20 protein-coding genes and 1 tRNA gene are annotated in these 21,120 nt (G+C 72.0%); 14 read left to right on the top strand and 7 right to left on the bottom strand.

Annotated features, from left to right (window positions below):
• The first annotated feature begins 29 nt into the window (after positions 1-29).
• Positions 30-2,390: an MMPL family transporter gene (locus tag LQ940_RS00325; protein ID WP_231241192.1), complete on the top strand. Its 2,361-nt coding sequence runs from the start codon at positions 30-32 to the stop codon at positions 2,388-2,390.
• Positions 2,391-2,690: 300 nt separating this feature from the next.
• Here the strand turns inward: LQ940_RS00325 and LQ940_RS00320 are convergent, their stop codons facing one another.
• From LQ940_RS00320 to LQ940_RS00305, 4 genes are read right to left on the bottom strand one after another with little or no spacing between them, the layout of a single operon-like run.
• Positions 2,691-3,158 carry an SRPBCC family protein gene (locus LQ940_RS00320; RefSeq protein WP_231241193.1) on the bottom strand — a complete coding sequence of 156 codons (468 nt, stop codon included), beginning with the start codon at positions 3,156-3,158 and terminating at the stop codon, positions 2,691-2,693.
• Positions 3,158-3,640, bottom strand: a complete 483-nt coding sequence (locus LQ940_RS00315) for a glutathione peroxidase (protein WP_231241194.1) — start codon at positions 3,638-3,640, stop codon at positions 3,158-3,160. The genes LQ940_RS00320 and LQ940_RS00315 overlap by 1 nt, the downstream gene beginning before the upstream one ends.
• 28 nt (positions 3,641-3,668) lie before the next feature.
• Entirely contained in the window at positions 3,669-4,316 is a 648-nt protein-coding gene (locus LQ940_RS00310) for a hypothetical protein (protein ID WP_231241195.1), read from the bottom strand.
• Positions 4,313-4,930, bottom strand: coding sequence for a nitroreductase family protein (locus tag LQ940_RS00305; RefSeq protein ID WP_231241196.1), 618 nt, complete (start codon positions 4,928-4,930; stop codon positions 4,313-4,315). The genes LQ940_RS00310 and LQ940_RS00305 overlap by 4 nt, the downstream gene beginning before the upstream one ends.
• Before the next feature lie 140 nt (positions 4,931-5,070).
• On the opposite strand from LQ940_RS00305, the gene LQ940_RS00300 reads away from it, so the two are divergent.
• The 4 genes from LQ940_RS00300 (at position 5,071) to LQ940_RS00285 (ending at position 9,326) form a co-directional block, all read left to right on the top strand.
• A complete protein-coding gene (locus LQ940_RS00300; protein WP_231241197.1) occupies positions 5,071-6,117 on the top strand; it encodes a PP2C family protein-serine/threonine phosphatase in 1,047 nt (348 codons plus the stop codon).
• 62 nt (positions 6,118-6,179) lie between these two features.
• Positions 6,180-6,788, top strand: coding sequence for a TetR/AcrR family transcriptional regulator (locus tag LQ940_RS00295; RefSeq protein ID WP_231241198.1), 609 nt, complete (start codon positions 6,180-6,182; stop codon positions 6,786-6,788).
• A gap of 128 nt (positions 6,789-6,916) precedes the next feature.
• A complete protein-coding gene (locus LQ940_RS00290; RefSeq protein WP_231241199.1) occupies positions 6,917-8,065 on the top strand; it encodes a Gfo/Idh/MocA family protein in 1,149 nt (382 codons plus the stop codon).
• Positions 8,066-8,132: 67 nt separating this feature from the next.
• Positions 8,133-9,326, top strand: a complete 1,194-nt coding sequence (locus LQ940_RS00285; protein WP_231241200.1) for an MFS transporter — start codon at positions 8,133-8,135, stop codon at positions 9,324-9,326.
• A 100-nt stretch (positions 9,327-9,426) separates the two neighbouring features.
• Here the strand turns inward: LQ940_RS00285 and LQ940_RS00280 are convergent.
• Positions 9,427-9,509 (bottom strand) — tRNA-Leu (locus LQ940_RS00280).
• A gap of 156 nt (positions 9,510-9,665) precedes the next feature.
• Here LQ940_RS00280 and LQ940_RS00275 point away from each other — a divergent pair.
• From LQ940_RS00275 to pknB, 7 genes are all read left to right on the top strand, one after another.
• Positions 9,666-10,379 (top strand): FhaA domain-containing protein, encoded by a 714-nt coding sequence (locus tag LQ940_RS00275; RefSeq protein ID WP_231241201.1) that lies wholly within the window; start codon positions 9,666-9,668, stop codon positions 10,377-10,379.
• Entirely contained in the window at positions 10,372-10,845 is a 474-nt protein-coding gene (locus LQ940_RS00270; protein WP_231241202.1) for an FHA domain-containing protein FhaB/FipA, read from the top strand. The genes LQ940_RS00275 and LQ940_RS00270 overlap by 8 nt, the downstream gene beginning before the upstream one ends.
• On the top strand, positions 10,842-12,149 hold the full coding sequence (locus LQ940_RS00265; protein ID WP_231241203.1) for a PP2C family protein-serine/threonine phosphatase: 1,308 nt from the start codon (positions 10,842-10,844) through the stop codon (positions 12,147-12,149). The genes LQ940_RS00270 and LQ940_RS00265 overlap by 4 nt, the downstream gene beginning before the upstream one ends.
• 4 nt (positions 12,150-12,153) lie before the next feature.
• Complete coding sequence (locus tag LQ940_RS00260) at positions 12,154-13,551, top strand: FtsW/RodA/SpoVE family cell cycle protein (RefSeq protein ID WP_231241204.1); 1,398 nt, start codon at positions 12,154-12,156, stop codon at positions 13,549-13,551.
• A gap of 157 nt (positions 13,552-13,708) precedes the next feature.
• Entirely contained in the window at positions 13,709-15,178 is a 1,470-nt protein-coding gene (locus tag LQ940_RS00255; protein WP_231241205.1) for a peptidoglycan D,D-transpeptidase FtsI family protein, read from the top strand.
• Positions 15,171-16,592, top strand: a complete 1,422-nt coding sequence (locus tag LQ940_RS00250) for a serine/threonine-protein kinase (protein ID WP_231241206.1) — start codon at positions 15,171-15,173, stop codon at positions 16,590-16,592. The genes LQ940_RS00255 and LQ940_RS00250 overlap by 8 nt, the downstream gene beginning before the upstream one ends.
• Positions 16,589-18,382, top strand: a complete 1,794-nt coding sequence (pknB, locus tag LQ940_RS00245; RefSeq protein ID WP_231241207.1) for a Stk1 family PASTA domain-containing Ser/Thr kinase — start codon at positions 16,589-16,591, stop codon at positions 18,380-18,382. The genes LQ940_RS00250 and pknB overlap by 4 nt, the downstream gene beginning before the upstream one ends.
• On the opposite strand, the gene LQ940_RS00240 is transcribed toward pknB, so the two are convergent.
• Complete coding sequence (locus LQ940_RS00240) at positions 18,379-19,170, bottom strand: DUF881 domain-containing protein (RefSeq protein WP_231241208.1); 792 nt, start codon at positions 19,168-19,170, stop codon at positions 18,379-18,381. The genes pknB and LQ940_RS00240 overlap by 4 nt on opposite strands.
• On the opposite strand from LQ940_RS00240, the gene LQ940_RS00235 reads away from it, so the two are divergent.
• Positions 19,169-19,690, top strand: a complete 522-nt coding sequence (locus LQ940_RS00235) for a cell division protein CrgA (protein WP_231241209.1) — start codon at positions 19,169-19,171, stop codon at positions 19,688-19,690. The two genes, LQ940_RS00240 and LQ940_RS00235, sit on opposite strands and share 2 nt — an antisense overlap.
• A 36-nt stretch (positions 19,691-19,726) precedes the next feature.
• Here the strand turns inward: LQ940_RS00235 and LQ940_RS00230 are convergent, their stop codons facing one another.
• A complete protein-coding gene (locus LQ940_RS00230; RefSeq protein WP_231241210.1) occupies positions 19,727-20,227 on the bottom strand; it encodes a MarR family winged helix-turn-helix transcriptional regulator in 501 nt (166 codons plus the stop codon).
• Positions 20,228-20,333: 106 nt separating this feature from the next.
• Between LQ940_RS00230 and LQ940_RS00225 the strand changes: the two genes are divergently transcribed.
• Positions 20,334-20,990: an FMN-dependent NADH-azoreductase gene (locus LQ940_RS00225; RefSeq protein WP_231241211.1), complete on the top strand. Its 657-nt coding sequence runs from the start codon at positions 20,334-20,336 to the stop codon at positions 20,988-20,990.
• Positions 20,991-21,120 lie beyond the last annotated feature (130 nt).

Raw genomic sequence — 21,120 nt, 5'->3', positions numbered from 1 at the left:
CTTCCCCGCCTCGAACCAGGAGTCCCCCCATGGCCACCGTGCTGTACCGCCTCGGCAAGACGGCCTTCCGCCGCTGGCCGCTCTTCCTCACCGGCTGGATCATCGCCGTGCTTGCCGTCGGCGCGTTCGCCACGACGATGTCGAAGCCGATGACCGACGCGTTCTCGATCCCCGGCATCCCTTCTGAGAAGGCCGCGGACCTCCAGGCCGAGCTGTTCCCCGACGCAGTCGACGCCTTCGACCAGGCGACCGTGAAGGTCGTCGTGGCGGCGCCCGAGGGCAGCACGCTGTCCGACCCGGAGTACGCCGAGCAGGTCCAGGCCCTCGTCGCGGACCTCGGCAAGCTGCCGCAGATGCCCGACGCCCCGCTGGCCGGGCCGGTCGAGGCCGCGCAGGCGCAGGAGGACGCGCTGGTGAAGGCCGCGAAGGAGGCCGGCTCCCCGGTGGCGGACGCCCGCGCCAACGCCGCCGCCCTCTCGCCGCTGAGCGAGGACGGCCGGGTCGGCATCATCACCTGGGACTTCGACGTCGACGCGGTGACCGACGTGAAGCCCGCCACGATCGACGCGCTCATGGACGTCATGGACGAGGCCGACGACGATGGCCTGACCGTCGAGGCCAACGGCTCCGGCACCACCGGCTTCCCCGAGATCGGCGGCACGTCTGAGCTGATCGGCATCGCGGTCGCACTGCTCGTGCTGATCCTCACGTTCGGCTCGCTCGTTGCGGCGGGCCTGCCGATCCTCACCGCCCTGATCGGCGTCGGGCTCGGGATCATGGGCGTCACGGCCATGACGGCGTTCACCGACATCGGCTCGACCACGCCCATGCTCGCCACCATGATCGGGCTCGCGGTGGGGATCGACTACGCGCTGTTCATCCTGGCGCGCTACCGCAGCGAGCTGCACCACACCGACGACCGCGAGGAGGCGGTCGGCATCGCGGTGGGCACGGCCGGGTCCGCGGTGGTCTTCGCCGGGCTGACCGTGATCATCGCGCTGGCCGCGCTGCTCGTCGTCCGCATCCCCTTCCTGGCGAGCATGGGTCTCGCCGCAGCGGCCACCGTCCTCATCTCGGTGCTCGTCGCGCTCACGCTGCTGCCGGCTCTGCTGGGCATGACCAAGGCGAAGGCGTTCGGCGGCCGGGTCCGCCACTACCGCCCGAAGCGCGACGAGGACGGCCTGATCCTCAACAACGGCGTCCGCTGGGCGCGCCTCATCGCGCGCGCCCCGATCGCGGTCGTGGTCCTGGTCGTCGTCGGCCTCGGCGTGCTCGCCGTACCCCTGAGCAACCTGCACCTCGCCTTCCCGAGCGACAGCACGGCGTCCACCGACTCCACGCAGCGCCAGGCCTCCGACCTGGTCGCCGACGCGTTCGGCCCGGGTCGCGACGCCCCAATGATCATGGTGGTCGACGCCCGCGACGTACCTGAGGCGGACCGTCCGGCGGCGTTCGGCGAGGTCGCCGGATGGGCCGCCGGCCTGGACGACGTCCAGAACGCCCAGGTGGTCGGGATGAACAAGCAGGGCACCGGCGCCTCGGTTCTGATCACCCCCGAGTCGGGTCCCGAGGACACCGCCACCGAGGACCTGCTCACCGCCCTGCGCGACGGGCAGGGCGACATCGAGGAGCAGACCGGTACGACGACCGGGGTGACCGGCCTGACCGCCATCACCACCGACGTCTCCGAGCGGCTCAGCGACGCGCTGCCGGTCTACCTCGCGGTCGTCGTCGGGCTCGCGTTCCTGCTGCTGACCCTGGTCTTCCGCTCGCTGCTCGTGCCGCTGACCGCCACGCTGGGCTTCCTGCTCTCGGTGCTGGCGACGCTCGGGGTCACCGTGGCGGTGTTCCAGGACGGCATGTTCGGGATCGTGGAGGGGCAGCCGATCGTCAGCTTCATGCCGATCTTCCTGATCGGTCTGGTGTTCGGCCTCGCGATGGACTACCAGGTCTTCCTGGTCACCCGGATGCGCGAGGCGCACGTGCACGGCATGTCGACCCACGACGCGGTCGTCGACGGCTTCCGCAACAGCGCCCGTGTGGTCGCGGCGGCCGGCGTCATCATGATCTCGGTGTTCGCGGCGTTCATCCTGATCGACGAGCCGATCATCAAGTCGATGGGCTTCGCGCTCGCGGTCGCGGTCCTGTTCGACGCGTTCATCGTGCGGATGACCCTGATCCCGGCGCTGATGTACCTCCTGCACGAGAAGGCCTGGTGGCTGCCGGCCTGGCTCGACCGCCTGCTGCCCAACGTCGACGTCGAGGGCGAGCAGTTGGTCCGCCCGCACCTCAACGGCGGCAGCACCGAGGACGAGGTCGGCGAGCTCGGCGGACGCGGCGGACTCGGCGGACGCGGCGGACTCGACAGCGAGAGCACCACGCGCGTCTGAGGCGGAGCGACCCTCGAGCGGGCGGACCTCAGCGGATGCTGGGGCCCGCCCGCTCGGCGTACCGGGTGCTTCTGGCGATTTCCCTGACGTTCTGGGCCGGTTTTCTGGGCCGGAACGGCAGGGTTATCAGCATCTGCTGATAACCCTGCTGCAGCTCAGCCCCGAGGCGAGCTCGCCGGCGAGACCACCGTGCGCGCTCGGCGTACCCCGCGCTTCTGGCGATTTCCCTGACCTTCTGGGCCGCTTTTCTGCCCCAGAACGGCAGGGATATCAGCATCTGCTGATAACCCTGCTGCAGCCTCAGCCCTTCGCCAGATGCTCGAGCAGGTTCTTCGCGAACCGATCGCCCATGGTGGCCATGACGCCCTTCATGGCGGTACGGACGGCGGGGCCGGCGGCGCGGGGCAGCGGCAGGCTGACGCAGATCTCCATGCTGGTCTCGAGGCGGGTGCCGCCGTCGACCTCGCGCAAGTCGTACCAGCCCGTCACGCCGGCGCGCTCCTTGGCGCCGGCAGCCGGGTCGTGGTGGAACTCGATGCGCTCCTGCTCCTTGAGCGTCATCCGCTCGGTGAACGTCGGCGAGAAGCCGGCGCCGAGCACCTCGAGACCGGCCATCGACCACACCCAGTGTTCGCCGCGGTCCTCGATCCGCTTGACGAACGGCGTCATCCGCCCGACCAGCGCCGGGTCGATGAGCGCGTCCCAGATCGACGAGCGCTGGTGGGGCACGACGGCCTCGGCCGTGGTCGTCGCGGAGAAGACGGCCATCAGGCGGCCAGCGCCTTCTCGATGTCGCCGCTGATCTTCTCCGGCGCGGTGGTCGGCGAGTAGCGGCCGATGACCCGGCCGTCGCGACCGACCAGGAACTTGGTGAAGTTCCACTTGATCCTGCTGCCGAGCAACCCGCCCTTCTCCGCGCGCAGCCACTGGAAGACGGGGTGGGCGTCGTCGCCGTTGACCTCCACCTTGCTGAAGAGCGGGAAGGTGACCCCGAAGTTGCGCTCGCAGAACCCGGCGATCTCCGCGTCGTCGCCCGGCTCCTGGTGGCGGAACTGGTCGCACGGGAAGCCGAGGACCGCGAAGCCCTGAGCGCCGTAGCGGATGTGCAGCTCCTGCAGCCCCTGGTACTGCGGGGTGAAGCCGCACTGCGAGGCGGTGTTGACGACCAGCACGACCTGCCCTGCGTACGCCGCGAGGTCGACGTCCTGACCGTCGATCCCCGTGGCGGAGAAGTCCTGGAGAGTGCCCATGCTCCCCGATTCCCCAACCACGGGTCACTCAACCCACGAGGTGACCGGTGGCACGCGCGGGCTGCTGGTAGCCGACCGGGTTGCGATGCCCCTCGAGCAGCACGGTCACCTCGCGCCCCTCCACGTCGAGCACGATCCGGTCGGCCTCCAGCGAGACGACGTCGCCGCTCACGACGTACTGCCCGTCGTGCTGCTTCTCGATCCCGGGGCCGGGCCGGGTGCGCTCCACGTCGGCGGTCGCCCTCAGCACCAGCGCGTGCCCCGCGCGGCCGCGTCCGCGCCACAGCAGGACGGCGGCCAGGATCAGCAGCAGGTCCACCAGGCCCATGACCACCAGCCCGACCCGCGAGGTCACCTGCCCCTCCACGGTGTACGCCGACGGGTCGTCGCGCAGCACGCGGACGCCGATCTGCGCGCTCGCGATCGCCTCGTCGTACGTCGCCCGGTCGACCTGGGCGACCCACACGGACTCGTCGGGGTCGATGTCCTCCGGCATCTGGAACTCCACGAGGTAGCCGCCGTCGTCGGCGACGAGCTGGGTGCCGGTGACCGTCGCGCGCACGTCCTCGCCGTCGCGGTCCACGCGCCACCCCGTCCAGGTGCTGTGGGCGATCGGCAGGTTGACCAGCAGTGCCACCACCGCCAGCAGCAGGAGGCTCTTGGTGCGCCGGCTCACGAGCCGCTCCACGGCCGGCCCCAATGCGAGCCCCACGCGAACGTGTCGAGCTCGCGGCGGCGGCGCACCTTCTGCTCCCGGTCGCGGTCGCGCTCGGGGACCTCCGCGGGCTCGCCGCGCACGCCGACCGCGATCCCGGTCAGGACGCGGTACCAGGCGGGGACCCCCAGCTCGTCGTGCACCGCCGCCCGGTCGAAGCCCGCGAACTGGTGCGCGTGCAGCCCCATCGCCTGTGCCTGGAGCGTGAGGTGGGCGGCGGCCTGGCCGAGGTCGTGGCAGGCGTGGTCCGGGCTGTCGCCGCCGTGCCCGTCGGGGTCGGGGGCGACCTGGCTGGCCGTCACGAACACGGCGCTCGCGCGAGGCACCCAGCCGGAGTTGCCGCGGCTGAGGTGGCGCACCAGAACGGCGTGGCCGGCCGAGCCCCGCTCCGCGACCAGGAGCGCCCACGGCTGGCGGTTGCCCCAGCTGGGCGCCCACTGCGCGGCGTGGAGCAGCGTCTCGATGTCGCCGGCGCCCAGGCGGTGGTGCGCGTCGAAGATGCTGGGGCTCCAGCGCGAGCGCATCGGCTCGGCCAGGCCCTCGGCCCCGGGCATGGGTGCGTGCGGCTCCTCCATGCCGGCCAGTATCGCCGCCGGGCGGGTGGTCCCGGGTGGCGGCGCCCACCAGGGTCGGATCGTGTGGCGGGCCGAACACTGCGGGCACCGCCCGGTGCATCCCCACCTCGGCGACGCCGGCGACCTGCAATGCTGCCCGCATGCCGCCCAGCGCTCTCGGACGCCTGGGGCTGCTCCTGCGCGATCGAGGGCTCCAGGCCGGCTTCGGGGTGCTCGCCCTGCTCGTCCTCGTGGACCTGCGCCGCGACCTGCTGCTCACCGCGACGTACTCGGCCAGCGCGATCATCGCCTCGATGCTCACCACCGCCCGGCGCACCGCCGCGGTCGCGGCCGCGAGCGTGGTGATGGCGTTCGTGGTCGGCTACCTCGACGAGGGCACCGAGGGCACCGAGTGGCTGCTGCGCGCCTGGCTCGGGGTGGCGCTCGCGATCCTGGCCGTCGTCTCGGCCGTCGTGCGCGACCGGCGCGAGGAGCGGCTGCGCCGGATGACGGTCATCGCAGCCACCGCCCAGCAGGCGCTCCTGAGCTCGCTGCCCGCGCGCCTGGGCGAGGTCGGCCTCGCGGCTCGCTACGTCTCGGCCACCGCCGCCGCGCAGATCGGCGGGGACCTCTACGAGGCGAGCTTCACGCCGTACGGCGTGCGGATGATCGTCGGCGACGTGAAGGGCAAGGGCCTCGAGGCGGTGCAGGTCGCCGCCTCGGTGCTGAGCGCGTTCCGGCACGCCGCGGTGACCGAGACCGACATCGGCGCGGTGGCCCGCGCGCTGGACGCCACCGTCGGAGGGATGGTCTCCGACGAGGACTTCGTAACCGCGATCGTCGCGGAGTTCACCACCGACCGGGTCACGCTCGCCAACTGCGGACACCCCTCGCCCATGCTGGTGGCCGGACGCGCCGCGTCGAGTCTGGAGCCCAGCGAGCACACCCTGCCGCTCGGGCTGGGCGCCGACCCGGTCCTCACCACCCACGACTGGCCGGAGGGCGCACGGATGCTCCTCTACACCGACGGCCTGGTCGAGGCGCGCGACGACCGCGGACGCTTCTTCTCCCTCGACGAGCACGCCAATCTCCTCTCGCGCGGCTCGCTCGAGCAGGCCCTCGACCACCTCGTCGACCAGCTGCTCCAGCACGCCGGCACCCAGGTCGACGACGACCTCGCGCTGGTCCTCACCGAGCATCACCCGTGAGCCGCCGGACGGACGCCTCACCTCGTTGTGGACCGGTTGGAATAGAAACCTAGGATCGGGTCATGGCCGGCTCCTCCACCGCCCCCATCGGCAGACCTCGAGAGTTCGACCTCGACGAGGCCCTCGACCGCGCCGTCGAGGTCTTCTGGCGGCAGGGCTACGAAGCCACCAGCCTCACGGACCTGACGAGCGCGATGAAGATCGGCAAGCCCAGCCTCTATGCCGCCTTCGGCAGCAAGGAGGAGCTGTTCCGCAAGGCGCTTGACCGCTACACCGCGGGCCCCGGCTCCTACGCGCTGCGGGCCGCGCTGGAGCCGACGGCGAAGCGGGTCGCCGAGGCCTTCCTCCTCGGCACCATCGCGGCCACCACCCGGCCCGGCTCGCCGCACGGCTGCCTGGGAGTCCAGGCAGCCTTGGCGGCCAGCGACGAAGGGCTGGTCGTCCACGACCTTCTCGCCGAGTGGCGCGACGGCGCGCGCGCCGGACTCGAGGCCCGCTTCCGCCGGGCTCGCGAGGAAGGCGACCTGGCCGACGGCTCCGACCCGGCGCGCCTGGCCCGCTACATCCTGACCGTCTCGAACGGTCTCGCCGTCCAAGCGGCCGGCGGCGTCGCACCCGAGGAGCTTCGTGGCGTGGTCGAAGAGGCGCTGAGCACGCCCAGCCTGGGCTAGAGATCACCCGTGCGCCGACGGCCAACAGAAGACCTCGCACTTATTTTGTACCGATCGGAATAGAAAGCCGTGAGGCGCCGGTTCTCCTCCCGACGACGAGCGTCGTCCCCGAACGCGAGGAGCACGCCATGACGCCGAGGAGCCCCCTGGGTGCCGTCCGGACCGGGACCCGACCCAGCCTTGCCGGTCGAGCGGCACGCGAGCCGGTCGGCGTCGGTGTCGTCGGGCTGAGCGCGAGCGGCGGCTGGGGCGCCACCGCACACCTGCCGGCGATGAGCGCGGCAGGCGGGTTCGAGCTGCGCGGCCTGGTGGCCGGCTCTCCCGCGTCCTCGCGGGCCGCCGGTGACCGGTACGGCGCCCCGGCGTACCCCACGGTCGTGGATCTCGCCGCCGCGGACGACATCGACCTCGTGGTCCTCACCGTCAAGACGCCGCGCCATCGCGAGCTGGTGCTGCCCGCCGCCGACACAGGCAAGCCGATCTTCTGCGAGTGGCCGTTCGCGGTCAGCCATCCCGAGGCGGTGGAGATGTCCGGACGGGCCGCGGGGCTCGACACGTTCGTGGGCCTCCACGGACGCTCGTCGCCGCAGTTCCGCCTGCTGGCCGACCTCGTCGGCGACGGGTACGTCGGACGGGTGCTGTCGGCGACCGTGCTCTCGCGGGTCTCGGAGTGGGGCTCACCGGTCTCCGAGGACACCGAGTACCTGCTCGACCGCGAGCAGGGCGCCACGATGATCAGCATCGGGCTGGGCCACGCGATCGACCCCGTGCTGAGCGTGCTCGGCGAGCTGAGCGACGTCGTGGCGACCGCGGCGACGCACCACCGGCAGGTCCCCGTCGCCCCGACGGGGCGGCTGGCACCCATGACCGGCGACGACCAGATCGCGATCTCGGGCACCCTCGCAGGCGGTGCGGTCCTCTCTGCCCACCAACGGGGAGGCACGGCCTCTCGGCCCGGCTTCTCCCTCGTGATCGACGGCACGGAGGGCACCCTCGAGGCCTCGGCGGGCAACCACCCGCACATCGCCCCGTTGACCATCCGCGGCGGACGGCGAGGGCGACCCCTCGAGTCCATGGCCCTGCCCGAGGGGTACGACGCCTTCCCCGAGCTGAAGGGGACCGCGATCCACTCCCTCGCGCACGCCTACGCCGGCATCCGGCAGCGGCTCGGCGCAGGCACGTCGGTGGTTCCTGACTTCTCGGCCGCGGTGGTCCGCCACCGACTCCTGGACGCCATCTCCCAGTCCGCCCGGACCGGGCTGCGCATCGCTCTCTGAGCCACCCGCTCACCCCTCCCAGCGGCAGTACTGCCGCGCACCCACCCCACCCTGCGAAGGAAGCACCATGACCACCCAGACAGCCCCCACCGGACCGACGACCAAGGCGGAGAACTGGCCGGGGGTCCTCGCCCTCGGCCTCGGCATCTTCGCGCTGATCATGGCCGAGTTCCTGCCGGCGAGCCTGCTGCCGCGGATGGCGGAAGACCTCGACGTCTCGGCCGGCGCGGCCGGTCAGGCCGTGAGCGTCACCGCGTTCGCTGGTGCCGCCTCGGCGCTGCTCATCTCGGTGCTCCTCCCCCGCGCCGACCGTCGGCGCGTCATGATCGGACTGACATTGCTCGCCGTCGTGTCCAACGTGGTCGTCGCCGTGGCACCCAACCTCACCGTGCTGCTCCTCGCTCGGCTCCTCCTCGGCGTCGCGATCGGTGGCTTCTGGGCCATGGCGACCGCCGTGGCCGCCCGACTCGTCCACGAGAATCACCTCGGGCGGGCACTCACCGTCATCAGCTCCGGCGTCGCCCTCGCGACCGTCGCCGCCGTACCCCTCGGCGCCTACCTCGGGGACGTCTGGGGCTGGCGAGCGGTCTTCGTCATCGGCGCCGCCGCCGCCGCGCTCGCACTGGTCGCCCAGGCCGCGACCCTTCCCCACGTCGCGCCCGGCACGACCAGCAGCGTCCGAGCCCTCATCGACGTGCTCCGCTCGGCCATCGTCCTGGCCGGCCTGCTCGGGATCCTGCTGGTCTTCGGCGGACACTTCAGCGGCTTCACCTACATCCGTCCCGCCACGGACGCCGTCGCGGACCTGGATGGCGGGTCGTTCGCGGCTCTCCTGCTCGCCTTCGGGGTCGCCAACTTCCTGGGCTCCCTGCTGGCCGGACCGCTCGCCGACCGCTCCCCGCGCACCGGCCTCTTCCTGTTCCCCGTCGTGCTGGCGACCGGCATGCTCGCCACCAGCCTGTCGGGCGGAGCAGCGGCAGTCCTCTTCGTCGCGGCCGCCCTGTGGGGCTTCGGCTTCGGCGGCATGCCGACCACCGTGCTCAGCTGGGGAGCCCGGACCCAGCCGACCCGCATCGAGCAGGTCAGCGGGGTCGTGGTCACGGTCTGCAACCTCGCCATCGCCATCGGGGCCGCCGCAGGCGGGCTCTTCGTCGACGGGGTCTCCGCGACCGCCCCGCTGATCGCCGGCGCGGTCGCCGTCTACTCGGGCGGGGTGCTCCTGACCTACCTGAACCGCGCCAAGGGCACCGACCGCGCCTGACCAGCGCAGACCACTCGCGTCTCAGTCGAGGTGACGGCCTACCCGAGGCGGCCCCGGAGACGACGAAGCCCCGGATCCGAGGATCCGGGGCTTCTTCATGTGCGCGAGGGGGGATTTGAACCCCCACGCCCTTTCGGACACTGGCACCTGAAGCCAGCGCGTCTGCCGTTCCGCCACTCGCGCAAGTAGGCCGGGCAAGGCTATCCCAGGGGTGCTTTGGACCCCAAACCGGGCCGGAGGGTGCACCGGGGAGGGGTGTCGCACCGATACGATCGATCGGACCCCGTCTCGAGGACGGGACGTTCGCCATGTCTGGCGTGTCGGCGGAAGGAGGGGGACGTGGGGGGCCTGCAACGGTTCGAGCGACGACTCGAGCAGATGATCTCCGGCGCGTTCGCCCGGGCCTTCCGGTCCGCGGTGCAGCCGGTGGAGATCGCGGCCGCGCTCCAGCGCGAGTGCGACAACAACGCCCAGATCCTGTCCCGCGACCGGCGGCTGGTGCCCAACGACTTCCACGTGGAGCTGTCCCAGAGCGACCTGGACCGGCTCTCGACGTACGAGGACGCGATGGCCAAGGAGCTCATCGGCCAGCTCAAGGAGCACGCCGACGCGCAGGGCTACGTCTTCACCGGGCCGGTGCACCTGGACTTCGAGGCCGCCGAGGACCTCACGACCGGCCGGTTCCGGATCCGCAGCTCGGCCCAGGCCTCGGTCACGGGCAACGCCTCCTACACCCAGGTACGCCGGGCGCGGGCGGTGCTCGACGTCAACGGCACCCAGCACCCGCTCCAGCCTCCCGGCCTGGTCATCGGGCGCGGCACGGAGGCCGACGTCCGGATCAACGACCCGGGCGTGAGTCGCCGCCACGTCGAGTTCACCGTCTCCGGGATCGGCGACGGCCTGGAGATCGAGGTCCACGACCTCGGGTCGACCAACGGCATGCTGGTCGACGACCGCAAGGTGCCGCACGCGACCCTGCGCGACGGCTCCCGGGTGAAGGTGGGGCACACGACCATGACCGTGCGCGTGCTCCGGGAGGACGTCGATGTCTGAGCTGACGCTGTTCCTCGTCCGCATCGCCTACCTGGCGATCCTGTGGATCTTCGTGCTGTCGGCGATCTCGGTGATCCGCTCCGACATGTTCGGCGCGCGGGTCCCTGAGGGGGCGCGCACGACCGGGCGCGGCAGCCAGCCCAAGCAGACCAAGCCGCCCAAGAAGCGGCGCGGCGCACCGACGCAGGTGGTCGTCACCTCGGGCACCAACAGCGGTGCCACGGCCGCCCTGGCCGACGCGCCGATCCTCATCGGCCGCGGCTCCGACGCCGCGATCCGCCTCGAGGACGACTACGTGTCCACGCGACACGCCCGGATCGCCGCGTCGGGGGACCAGTGGTTCGTCGAGGACCTCGGCTCCACCAACGGCACCTACATCGGGTCCGTGCGCATCACCCAGCCCACCACGATCACGCTCGGCACCCAGGTCCGGATCGGCAAGACGATCCTGGAGCTGCGCAAGTGACCTCGTCCTCCCTGCGCCTGCACTACTCCGCGATCTCCGACGTCGGTCGGGTCCGCAAGGACAACCAGGACTCCGGGTACGCCGGCCCCTGGCTGCTCGCGGTCTGCGACGGCGTCGGCGGCGCCGCACGCGGCGACATCGCGTCCGCCACCGCGATCTCGACCCTGCGCGAGCTGGACCAGCCGCCCGCCGACGACACCGGCTCGACGCTGCTGGACCGGGTCGCTGCGTCCCTACACGAGGCGCACCTGCGCATCGGCCAGCTCGTCGACGCCGACCCCGCCATCGACGGCACCAGCACCACCGCGACGGTCGCGCTCTTCGACGGCGCCCGGGTCGGCATGGGCCACGTCGGCGACAGCCGGGCCTACCTGTTCCGTGACCGGGAGCTCTCCCAGCTCACCAAGGACCACACGTTCGTGCAGTCGCTCATCGACGAGGGGCGCATCACCGAGGCCGAGTCGCGGGTCCATCCGCACCGCAACCTGATCCTCAAGGCGCTCGACGGGATGCAGGAGGCCGACCCCGACCTGTTCATGATCGAGCTCGTCGAGGGCGACCGCCTGCTGCTGTGCAGCGACGGCGCGTCCGGCGTGCTGGACGACGGCCGCCTCGCCGACATCCTCTCCATGGGCACCCCCGACTTCGCCGCCGTCGAGCTGGTCCGCGCCAGCCTCGAGGCCGGCAGCTCCGACAACGTGACCTGCCTGGTCGCCGACGTGGTCACCGACGAGGCGGCCACGGCCGACCCGTCCTACGAGGCCCTGGAGCCGCTGCTCGTGGGCGCGGCGGCCGAGCTGCGCCGCCGAGCCCCGCGGGGCAAGGCAGGCGGCAGCCTCTTCCGCGGCCACCGCGCCGGCGACACCGGCGAGCTGGACCCGATCGACGAGGAGATCCCCGGCGGCTCGCGCCCGGTCGACCCGGAGGCGGCTCGCTACGCCCCGATCCCGCCCTCGCGCTTCCAGTGGCTCAAGCGCCTGCTGGCGCTCGTCGTCGTGGTCGGCATCGTGTGGGTCGCGGTCGCCGCGGCGTACTCCTGGAGCCAGGACCAGTACTTCGTCGGCGAGCACGACGGCAGCGTGGTCATCTACCGCGGCGTCGACACCGACCTGCCCGGTCTGGACCTCTACGACCTCTACCAGACCAGCGACGTCGAGCTCGACCGGTTGAGCGAGTACGACGCCCGGCGGGTCCGCGAGGGCATCGAGGTCGGCGACCTCGAGGCGGCGCGGGCGACCGTGCAGAACCTCTCCTCCGAGATGACGCCGGCCGACAGCACCGACAGCACCGACGGGGCGGGCTGAGCCGATGTCCCAGTCGTCGCAGCAGTCCGCCCTGATGGGGTTCGTCCACCGCCGCCGCCGGGGAGCAGAGCTCTTCCTGCTCGTCCTCGCGCTCGGCGTCGGCATCGGCGCCTACGCCGCGGTCGGGATCGGCGTCGAGGGCAAGGTGCCGGTCGACATCCTCGGCTACGGCGGCTGGCTGGCCGCCCTGCTGATCGGCGCCCACGTCGCGGTCCGCCTGGTCGCGCCGTACGCCGACCCGGTGCTGCTGCCCGTGGTGGCGGCGCTCAACGGCCTCGGCCTGGCGGTGATCCACCGCCTCGACCTCGCCGACGGCACGACGTTCGCGCGCCAGCAGCTGACCTGGATGACGCTCGGCGTCCTGCTCTTCGTGGCGACCCTGGTGCTGCTGCGCGACCACCGCGTCCTGACCCGGTTCACCTACACCTTCGGGATGCTGGCGATCCTGCTGCTGCTCCTGCCCTTGGTCCCGGGCGTGGGCAAGACCATCAACGGCGCCAAGATCTGGATCGGCGTCGGCCCGTTCAGCTTCCAGCCCGGCGAGGTCGCCAAGGTGCTGCTGGTCGTCGCCTTCGCCGGCTACCTCGTCCTGCACCGCGACGCGCTCGCGCTCGCGGGGCGGCGGGTGCTCTTCGTCGACCTGCCGCGCGGTCGCGACCTCGGGCCGATCCTCGTGATGTGGCTGGTCAGCCTCGGCATCCTGGTCTTCCAGAGGGACCTCGGCTCCAGCCTGCTCTTCTTCGGGCTGTTCCTGATCATGCTCTACGTCGCCACCGAGCGGCCGGGGTGGCTGCTGGTCGGCGGCAGCCTGTTCCTGGTGGGCGCGTTCGCCGCGTCGCGGATCTTCGCCCACGTCCAGAGTCGGGTCGACCTGTGGATCAGCCCGTTCTCCCACTACGGCGAGGGCACCGACGACCGCGGCCGGCAGATCGTCGAGACCATGTTCGGCATGGCGTGGGGCGGCCTGATCGGGCGCGGCTTCGGCGAGGGCGACCCGACCCGCATCAGCTACGCGGAGTCCGACTTCATCATGGGCGCGATCGGCGAGGAGCTGGGCCTGACCGGGATCATCGCGGTCCTGCTCATGTACGGCCTGATCGTCGAGCGCGCGTTGCGCAGCGCCCTGATCTCGCGCGACGGCTTCGGCAAGCTGGTGGCGACCGGCCTGGCCGGCGTCTTCGCGCTGCAGGTCTTCGTCGTCGTCGGCGGGGTCACCCGGCTGATCCCGCTCACCGGCCTCACCACCCCGTTCCTGTCCTACGGCGGCTCGTCCCTGGTGGCCAACTGGGTGATCATCGCGCTGCTCCTGCGCATCTCCGACCAGGCCCGGCGCCCCATCCCGGACCTGTCCGGTGCGGACGACGTCCCCGACGAGCAGTCCACCCAGGTGATCAAGCTATGAGCGGCACCACCCTCCCGCTGACCCACCGCGCGGCGCCCCGCGGGCGCCTCGCTGCGTTGCCGTCGATCGCGGATACCCCACATCGCCTCACTCCGGCGCCTGGCGAGGCATCCCGCAGAGCACCGCGCGCCACGGCCATCGGGAGGGGGTACCGCTCGTGAACAAACCGATCCGCACGATCTCGATCTTCTGCCTCTTCCTGTTCGTCGCCTTGATGCTCAACGCGACCTACCTGCAGTTCTGGAAGGCCGACGAGCTCAACGAGGACGCGCGCAACCGCCGGGTGATCGAGGCGTCGTACTCACGCGAGCGCGGCGCGATCCTGGTCGGGCGCGAGCCGGTCGCCGAGAGCGTGCCGAGCGACGATCGCTTCGAGTTCCAGCGCGTCTACCCCGAGCCGTTCCGCTACGCCCCCGTCACCGGGTACTTCTCCTTCTTCAGCCAGACCGGCATCGAGCGCTCCGAGAACGAGGTGCTCTCCGGCGAGGACCCGCGCCTGTTCGTCACCAAGCTGGTCGACCTGCTGACCAACAAGGCCAACAAGGGCGGCAGCGTCCAGCTCACGCTCGACCCCGAGGCCCAGACCGCCGCCTACGACGGCCTCAACGCGCTGCCCGGCAACGTCGAGGGATCGGTCGTGGCGCTCGACCCCGGCACCGGCAAGATCCTCGCGATGGTGTCGCTGCCGACCTACGACCCCAACCGGCTCGCCTCCCACGACCTGGAGGAGGTGACCCGGACCTACGACCGGCTGCTCGCCGACGAGTCCGAGCCGCTGCTCAACCGCGGCATCCAGAAGACGCTCCCGCCGGGCTCGACGTTCAAGCTCGTCACCGCGGCGGCCGCGATCGAGAGCGGCGGCTACACCGCCGACGACCTGGTGCCGGGCGGAGCCACCTACCAGCTGCCCCAGACCTCCGGCGAGAGCGGCCTCATCGACAACGAGGGACGCGACTGCGGCAGCGGTCGCATCCCGTTCGAGCAGGCGATGGAGAACTCCTGCAACACCACCTTCGCGGCGCTCGCCGTCGAGGTGGGCGCGGAGGCGATGGCCAAGCAGGCGGAGGCGTTCGGCTTCAACAGCGTCTACCTCGAGGACCTGAACCCCCAGGCGAAGTCCGACTTCCCGACCGAGATGAATCCGCCGCAGACCGGGCAGGCCGGGATCGGGCAGTTCGAGGTGCGGTCCACCCCGCTGCAGATGGCCATGGTGGCGGCCGGGATCGCCAACAACGGCGTGGTCATGCGGCCCTACGTCGTCGACGAGGTCCAGTCGGCCGAGTACGACGTCCTCGAGAAGACCGAGAGCAGCGAGCTGTCCCAGGCGGTGTCGTCGGCCACGGCCGCGGACCTGACCCAGCTGCTGGTCGCCACCGTCGACAGCGGCACCGCGTCGCCGGCGGCCATCGACGGGGTCTCCGTCGCAGGCAAGACCGGCACGGCCCAGAGCGGCCAGGACGACGTGCCGCCGTACGCCTGGTTCGTGTCCTTCGCACCCGCCGAGGACCCCGAGGTCGCGGTCGCGGTGATGATCGAGTCGGCCGACATCCCGCGCGGCGAGATCGCGGGCGGCCAGCTCGGCGGGCCGATCGCCAAGGCCGTGATGGAGGCGATCATCGATGACTGACAGCGACGGCACCACGGGCACCCCCCAGACGCCGGAGCGGTTCGCCGACGACGCGCGCCGCTACCGCCTCGACTCCCGCATCGCGACGGGCGGCATGGGCGAGGTGTGGCGCGCGACCGACACCACGCTGGGCCGCGAGGTCGCGGTCAAGCTGCTCAAGCACGAGTACGCCGACGACCCGACGTTCCGCTCCCGCTTCGAGGCCGAGGCGCAGCATGCCGCGGCCCTGCACCACCCGGGGATCGCCGGGGTCTACGACTTCGGCGAGGCCATGCTGCCGGGCGACGCCGACGGCTCCGGCTCCCCGCGGCCCTACCTGGTGATGGAGCTCGTCGACGGCAAGCCGCTCTCCGACCTGCTGCGCGGTGGCCGCCCGCTCGACCCCGAGGTGGCCCGCGACCTGCTGGCGCAGGCCGCCGACGCGGTCGCGGTCGCCCACCGGGCCGGGATCGTCCATCGCGACATCAAGCCGGCCAACCTGCTGGTGACCCCGGACCGGACGATCAAGATCACCGACTTCGGCATCGCCCGCGCCGCCGACGGCGTCGGCATCACCCAGACCGGCCAGGTGATGGGCACGCCGCAGTACATCTCGCCGGAGCAGGCGCGCGGCAACCCCGCGACGCCGGCCTCCGACGTCTACTCGCTCGGGGTCGTCGCGTTCGAGTGCCTCGCCGGCCACCGGCCGTTCGAGGCGGAGTCGCCCATCGCGACCGCCCTGGCCCACCTGCAGCAGCCGGTGCCCGACCTGCCCGACGACGTGCCGGCCGACCTCGCCGCCGTCGTACGCCGGGCGCTCAGCAAGGACCCCGAGCAGCGCTACCCCGACGCGGCGGCGTTCGCAGCGGCGCTGCGCGATCCGGCCACCGAGCTGCTGGCCGCGCCGGCCACGCAGAGCACCCAGGTGCTGGCCCCGGTGGCAGCCGGGCCGGAGCCCACGGTCGCGACGCCGGTGCCGCCGCCCTCTCCCGACGACCGCCGCCGGCCGTGGGGGATCATCCTGGCGGTGCTGCTGCTCGTGGCGGCCGCGGCGGCGGTGTTCCTGCTGGTCACCGGTGGAGACGACGAGCCCGACGACACGCCGCCGTCCCAGGCGCCCACGTCCGAGCCCACCGCCGACCGGACGCCGTCGCGGGAGCCGAGCGAGAGCGAGCCCGAGTCGGAGGAGCCCGAGCCGACCCCCACGCGCGAGACGCCGTCCGAGACCCCGTCGCCGACTCCCACCGAGACCCCCTCGCCGACCCCGAGCGAGACCCCGTCCCCGACGCCGTCGCCGACGCCGTCCGAGACCCCGAGCGAGACGCCGTCGGAGACCGCGACCAGCGAGCCCGCCACGTCCCCGTCCTCGGCGAACGCCTCGCAGTCGTCCGCCGACCAGCGCGAGCAGAACCCCGAGGGAGACTCCACCCGATGAGCAACTCACAGCCGACAGTGGTCGGCGGCCGGTACGAGCTCGGTGAGCTCCTCGGCCGCGGCGGCATGGCTGAGGTCCGCAAGGGCATCGACACGCGGCTGGGCCGCGTGGTCGCGGTCAAGCGGCTGCGGACCGACCTGGCGAGCGACGCGACGTTCCAGGCGCGCTTCCGCCGGGAGGCGCAGTCCTCCGCGTCGCTCAACCACCCCTCCATCGTCGCGGTCTACGACACCGGCGAGGAGCCGGCGAGCGACGGCTCCGGCGTGGCGCAGCCCTACATCGTCATGGAGTTCGTCGCCGGCCGCACGCTGCGCGACATCCTGCGCGAGGGGCGCAAGATCCTGCCCGAGCGGGCGCTGGAGATCACCAGCGGCGTGCTCTCCGCCCTGGACTACAGCCACCGCGCGGGGATCATCCACCGCGACATCAAGCCCGGCAACGTCATGCTCACCCCGAGCGGCGACGTGAAGGTGATGGACTTCGGCATCGCGCGGGCGATCAGCGACGCCTCCTCCACGATGACCCAGACCGCGGCCGTGGTCGGCACCGCGCAGTACCTCTCCCCCGAGCAGGCCCGCGGCGAGACCGTCGACTCCCGCTCCGACGTCTACTCCACCGGCTGCCTGCTCTACGAGCTCCTCACCGGGCGGCCGCCGTTCGTCGGCGACAGCCCGGTCGCCGTGGCCTACCAGCACGTGCGGGAGCAGGCGGCCCCGCCGTCGGACCACGACACCGAGCTGCCGCCCGAGGTCGACGCGATCGTCATGAAGGCGCTCGCCAAGCGGCTCGAGGACCGCTACCAGTCGGCCGCCGAGATGCGCGCCGACATCGAGCGCTACCTCGCCGGCGTGCCGGTCCAGGCGACGGCCCCACCGCCGCCGGACCACACCATGGTCGCCGGCACGGCGGTCGCGCCGACGACGACGCTCCCCACCGCGGTCGCGCCGCGCCCGCCGCTGCCCGCGGACAGCGACGAGGAGCGCGGCAGCAGCACGGGCCTGCTGTGGCTCCTCGGCATCCTCGCCCTGGTCCTCATCGTCGCCGGAGCGGCCTTCATCCCGCGACTCTTCGAGAGCCCGCCGGAGCAGACCCAGGTGCCGCGACTGGTCGGGCTCACCTACGACGAGGCGCTCCTCGAGATCGCCGACGCCGGCCTGGCCAAGGGCGACGTGTCGTACGCGCCGGACGACACGGTGCGCGAGAACCACGTCATCAGCCAGGACCCCAACACCGACCAGTTCGTCGACCCCGGGACCGCGGTGGACCTGGTGATCTCCAACGGCAAGCCGCTGGTGGGCGTCCCCTCGGTCGTCGGCCAGCTGCGCAAGGACGCCGTCGCCCAGCTCAAGGCGCTCAAGCTCAACGTCCGCCAGGTCGAACGCGACTCCGACGAGGACCGCAACGAGGTGCTCGAGACCGACCCGCCGGCCGGCCAGGAGGTCCCGGTCGGCAGCACCGTCACGATCTACTACTCCGACGGCCAGGAGAAGGTGCCGGACGTGGTGGGCGACTCGCAGGCGGTGGCCGAGGAGAAGATCCGCCAGGCCGGCTTCAACCCGGTCGTGCGCGAGGACCCCACGTCGACCGAGCCGGCCGGCACCGTGGTCGAGCAGATCCCCGGCAAGGGCACGCTCGCCGACGACGGCGCCGACGTGATCATCTTCGTCTCGACCTACGTGGAGCCGACCCCCACGCTGCCCACGGAGCCGACGGAGCCGACCGAGGCACCACCGACCGACCTCCCCACCGACCCGACGATCCCGCTGCCCAGCCGCGGGGGGCGTCGCTAGGAGTCCTCCTGCTTGCGCAGCACCTCGGCGTGCTGCAGGTCGAGCAGGCCGTCGTAGGCCGGCGCCGCGACCGCGTCCTCGGTCTCGAGGTCCCAGCCGACGGAGATGTCGGGCAGCTCGGCGCGCTGCAGGTAGTAGTCGACGTCGACGTCGCCGAGCACGGTGTCGCTGAGCGTGCTCGGGTCGCCGACGGCCTGGATGACGTAGGGCTGGGCGTAGGGCACGCCCTGGAGGAGCACGGCGTTGCCGTGGCACTTGATGCCGGTGGTGCTGACCACCCGCTGCCCCTGGATCGTCACGGCACTCGCACCGCCGCGCCACATCGCGTTGACGACGGCCTGGATGTCCTGCTGGTGCACGACGAGCAGGTTCAGCGCGCGGCTCGTCGAGTTGATGACGTCCTCGGGGGCGTCGGAGAGGGTGACGGTGATGCCCTGCCCGCTGCGCGGCTCCAGGCCGGCGGGGTCCTCGAGGGTCTCGATCTGGCGGCGCAGCTTGTTGACCGTACGGTCGTTGACGCCCGCGCTGAGCGACTCCACCTCCGCGTTGAGCCGGTCGAGGCGGCCCTTGAGCGTGTCGTACTGCGTGGCCTGGGTCTGCACGAGCGCCGCCAGGTCGGTGTAGCGGCCGGGGCGCAGGTCGGTGCCCTCGCTGTTGTACGCGCTGACGGCGAACAGGCAGCCGCTGAGCAGGACGACGACCGGCGTGCCGATGCGCCACAGGCCGCGCCGAGGGCGTGGCTGCGGCTCCTCGGGGCCCGAGGGGCTCGCGTGGGAACCGGGCGTCATGGCGACTAAGGTAGCCCGCGACCCGTGGCGAGACGTCATGGAGGCGCCACCCGACGAGGAGCAGAACGTGCCCAAGCTCAAGGCCACCGATCCCTTCGCGGACCCGAGGGGCAAGCTGCTCACGCCGCGCTTCGTGGTCTCCGTGCTGCTGATGCTCCTCGGCATCGCGTGGATCGCGTACTACTACACGGCCGTCCGCGCCGAGCCGCCCCTTCCCCCGGACGGGAAGCCGAAGTTCATGGCCGACCTGGAGGACTGGAACTACCTGATCGGCTTCGGCGCGTTCTTCCTCGGCCTGATCCTCGCCGCGCACCCCTCCACCCCGCTCGGTCGTGGGCGTGGCGTCGTCGTCGGCATGCTGGGCTGCTTCCTGCTCGGCCTGCTGTGGATCTGCACCTTCTACGTCATCAGCGACGACCCCTCGCGCGTCTGGGTCTTCAACGACCTGGGCCAGAAGAACCTCTTCGTCGGCATCGCGTTCATGGCCGTCGGCTTCACCTACGCCACGCGCTGGGAGTGACCTCCCGGGCCTGCCCTCCGGGCGGGTCGGGCCCTCTTACGGAGCCTCGGGGAGCAGGCTGTCGGCGCACCGGTCGCCGAGCGCCTGGCGCGCGACCGACACGCCGACATCACGCAGGACAGCGAGCTGCTCGGGGGTACGCCCGTCGATCAGCAGCCGGCGTACCTCGGCGATGTGGCCCGGCGCGGCGGCCACCACCTTGTCCCAGCCCGCCTCGGTGAGCGTCGCGATGGTGCTGCGCCGGTCGTGCTCGTCCGGACGCCGGGTCACCCAGCCCCGCCCCTCCAGCCTGGCCACGACGTTGGAGACCCGCGACGGGCTGGCGCTCGACTGGGCGGCTATCTCGCTCATCCGACGCTGCCTTCCAGGGGACATCGACAGGGAGCCGAGCACGAAGTACTCGAACAGGTTGAGGCCGCTGTCGCGCTCCAGTTGAGCATCCAGCGGTCCGGGCAGCGACCACATGATCGCCGTCACCCCGAACCACGCGTGCTGCTCCTCCTGCGACAGCCAGCGCGGCTCCGCCTGGTCCGTCATCGCACCTCCCGGCTCGTGGTGACGCCATCCTACCTGGAAGTCATTTCAAGGTTGAAATACTCGTGGTAACTTATTTCAAGGTTGAACAACTACCAAGGAGCTCCTGATGACCCTGTTCCGTCTCGACGCCAGCATCCGCGTGGAGGGCTCGCACAGCCGCGCCCTCGGCGACCTCGTGGAGCGTGAGTGGTCGCGCGTCCACCCCGGCAGCGACGTCGTACGCCGCCACCTCGGCACCGAGCCCCTCCCCGCGACGGCGTGGGCAGACGCGGTCGCGGGAGGTGTCCTGCCCGCAGGCGACCGGACGGCCGCGCAGGCCGACGCGACCGCGCTGGCGGCGCGGCTGGTCGACGAGCTGGTCGGCGCGGACGCGCTGCTCTTCGCCGTGCCGCTGTACAACTTCGGGGTGTCCCAGCACTTCAAGACCTACGTGGACCTGGTGATCACCGACCCCCGCATGGCGGCGGGGAGCACCACGGCCGTCGCCGGCAAGCCGGCCGTCCTCGCGACGGTGCGGGGCGGTGCCTACGGCGCCGGCACCCCGCGCGAGGGGTGGGACCACGCCACCGGCTGGATGCGCCGCATCCTCGAGGACGTGTGGGGGCTGGACCTGCGCTCGGTCGAGGAGGAGTTCTCCCTCGTGGGCGAGAACCCGGCGCTGGACGAGTTCGCCGGACTCGCCGACGACATGCGCGCCGCCGCGGCGGCCCTGGCCACCGAGCACGGGCGCGACCTCGCCGCGCTGCGCCCGCACGCCGCGTGACCCACGCCCCGAGCCCGCCCTCTCCACAAGTATCTCCACAAGTGTGGACGAGTTACACCCGTGTGGTTCTACACAGCTGTGGAGAACCCTGTGGAGAGCGGGCCGGGGAGCGGCGCGGACAGCAGGGCGC

The organism is Nocardioides sp. cx-173 (genome assembly GCF_021117365.1).
Classification (GTDB): domain Bacteria; phylum Actinomycetota; class Actinomycetes; order Propionibacteriales; family Nocardioidaceae; genus Nocardioides.
The sequence above is the reverse complement of the archived record's forward strand: the minus strand, read 5'-3'. Positions and strand labels throughout refer to the sequence as shown.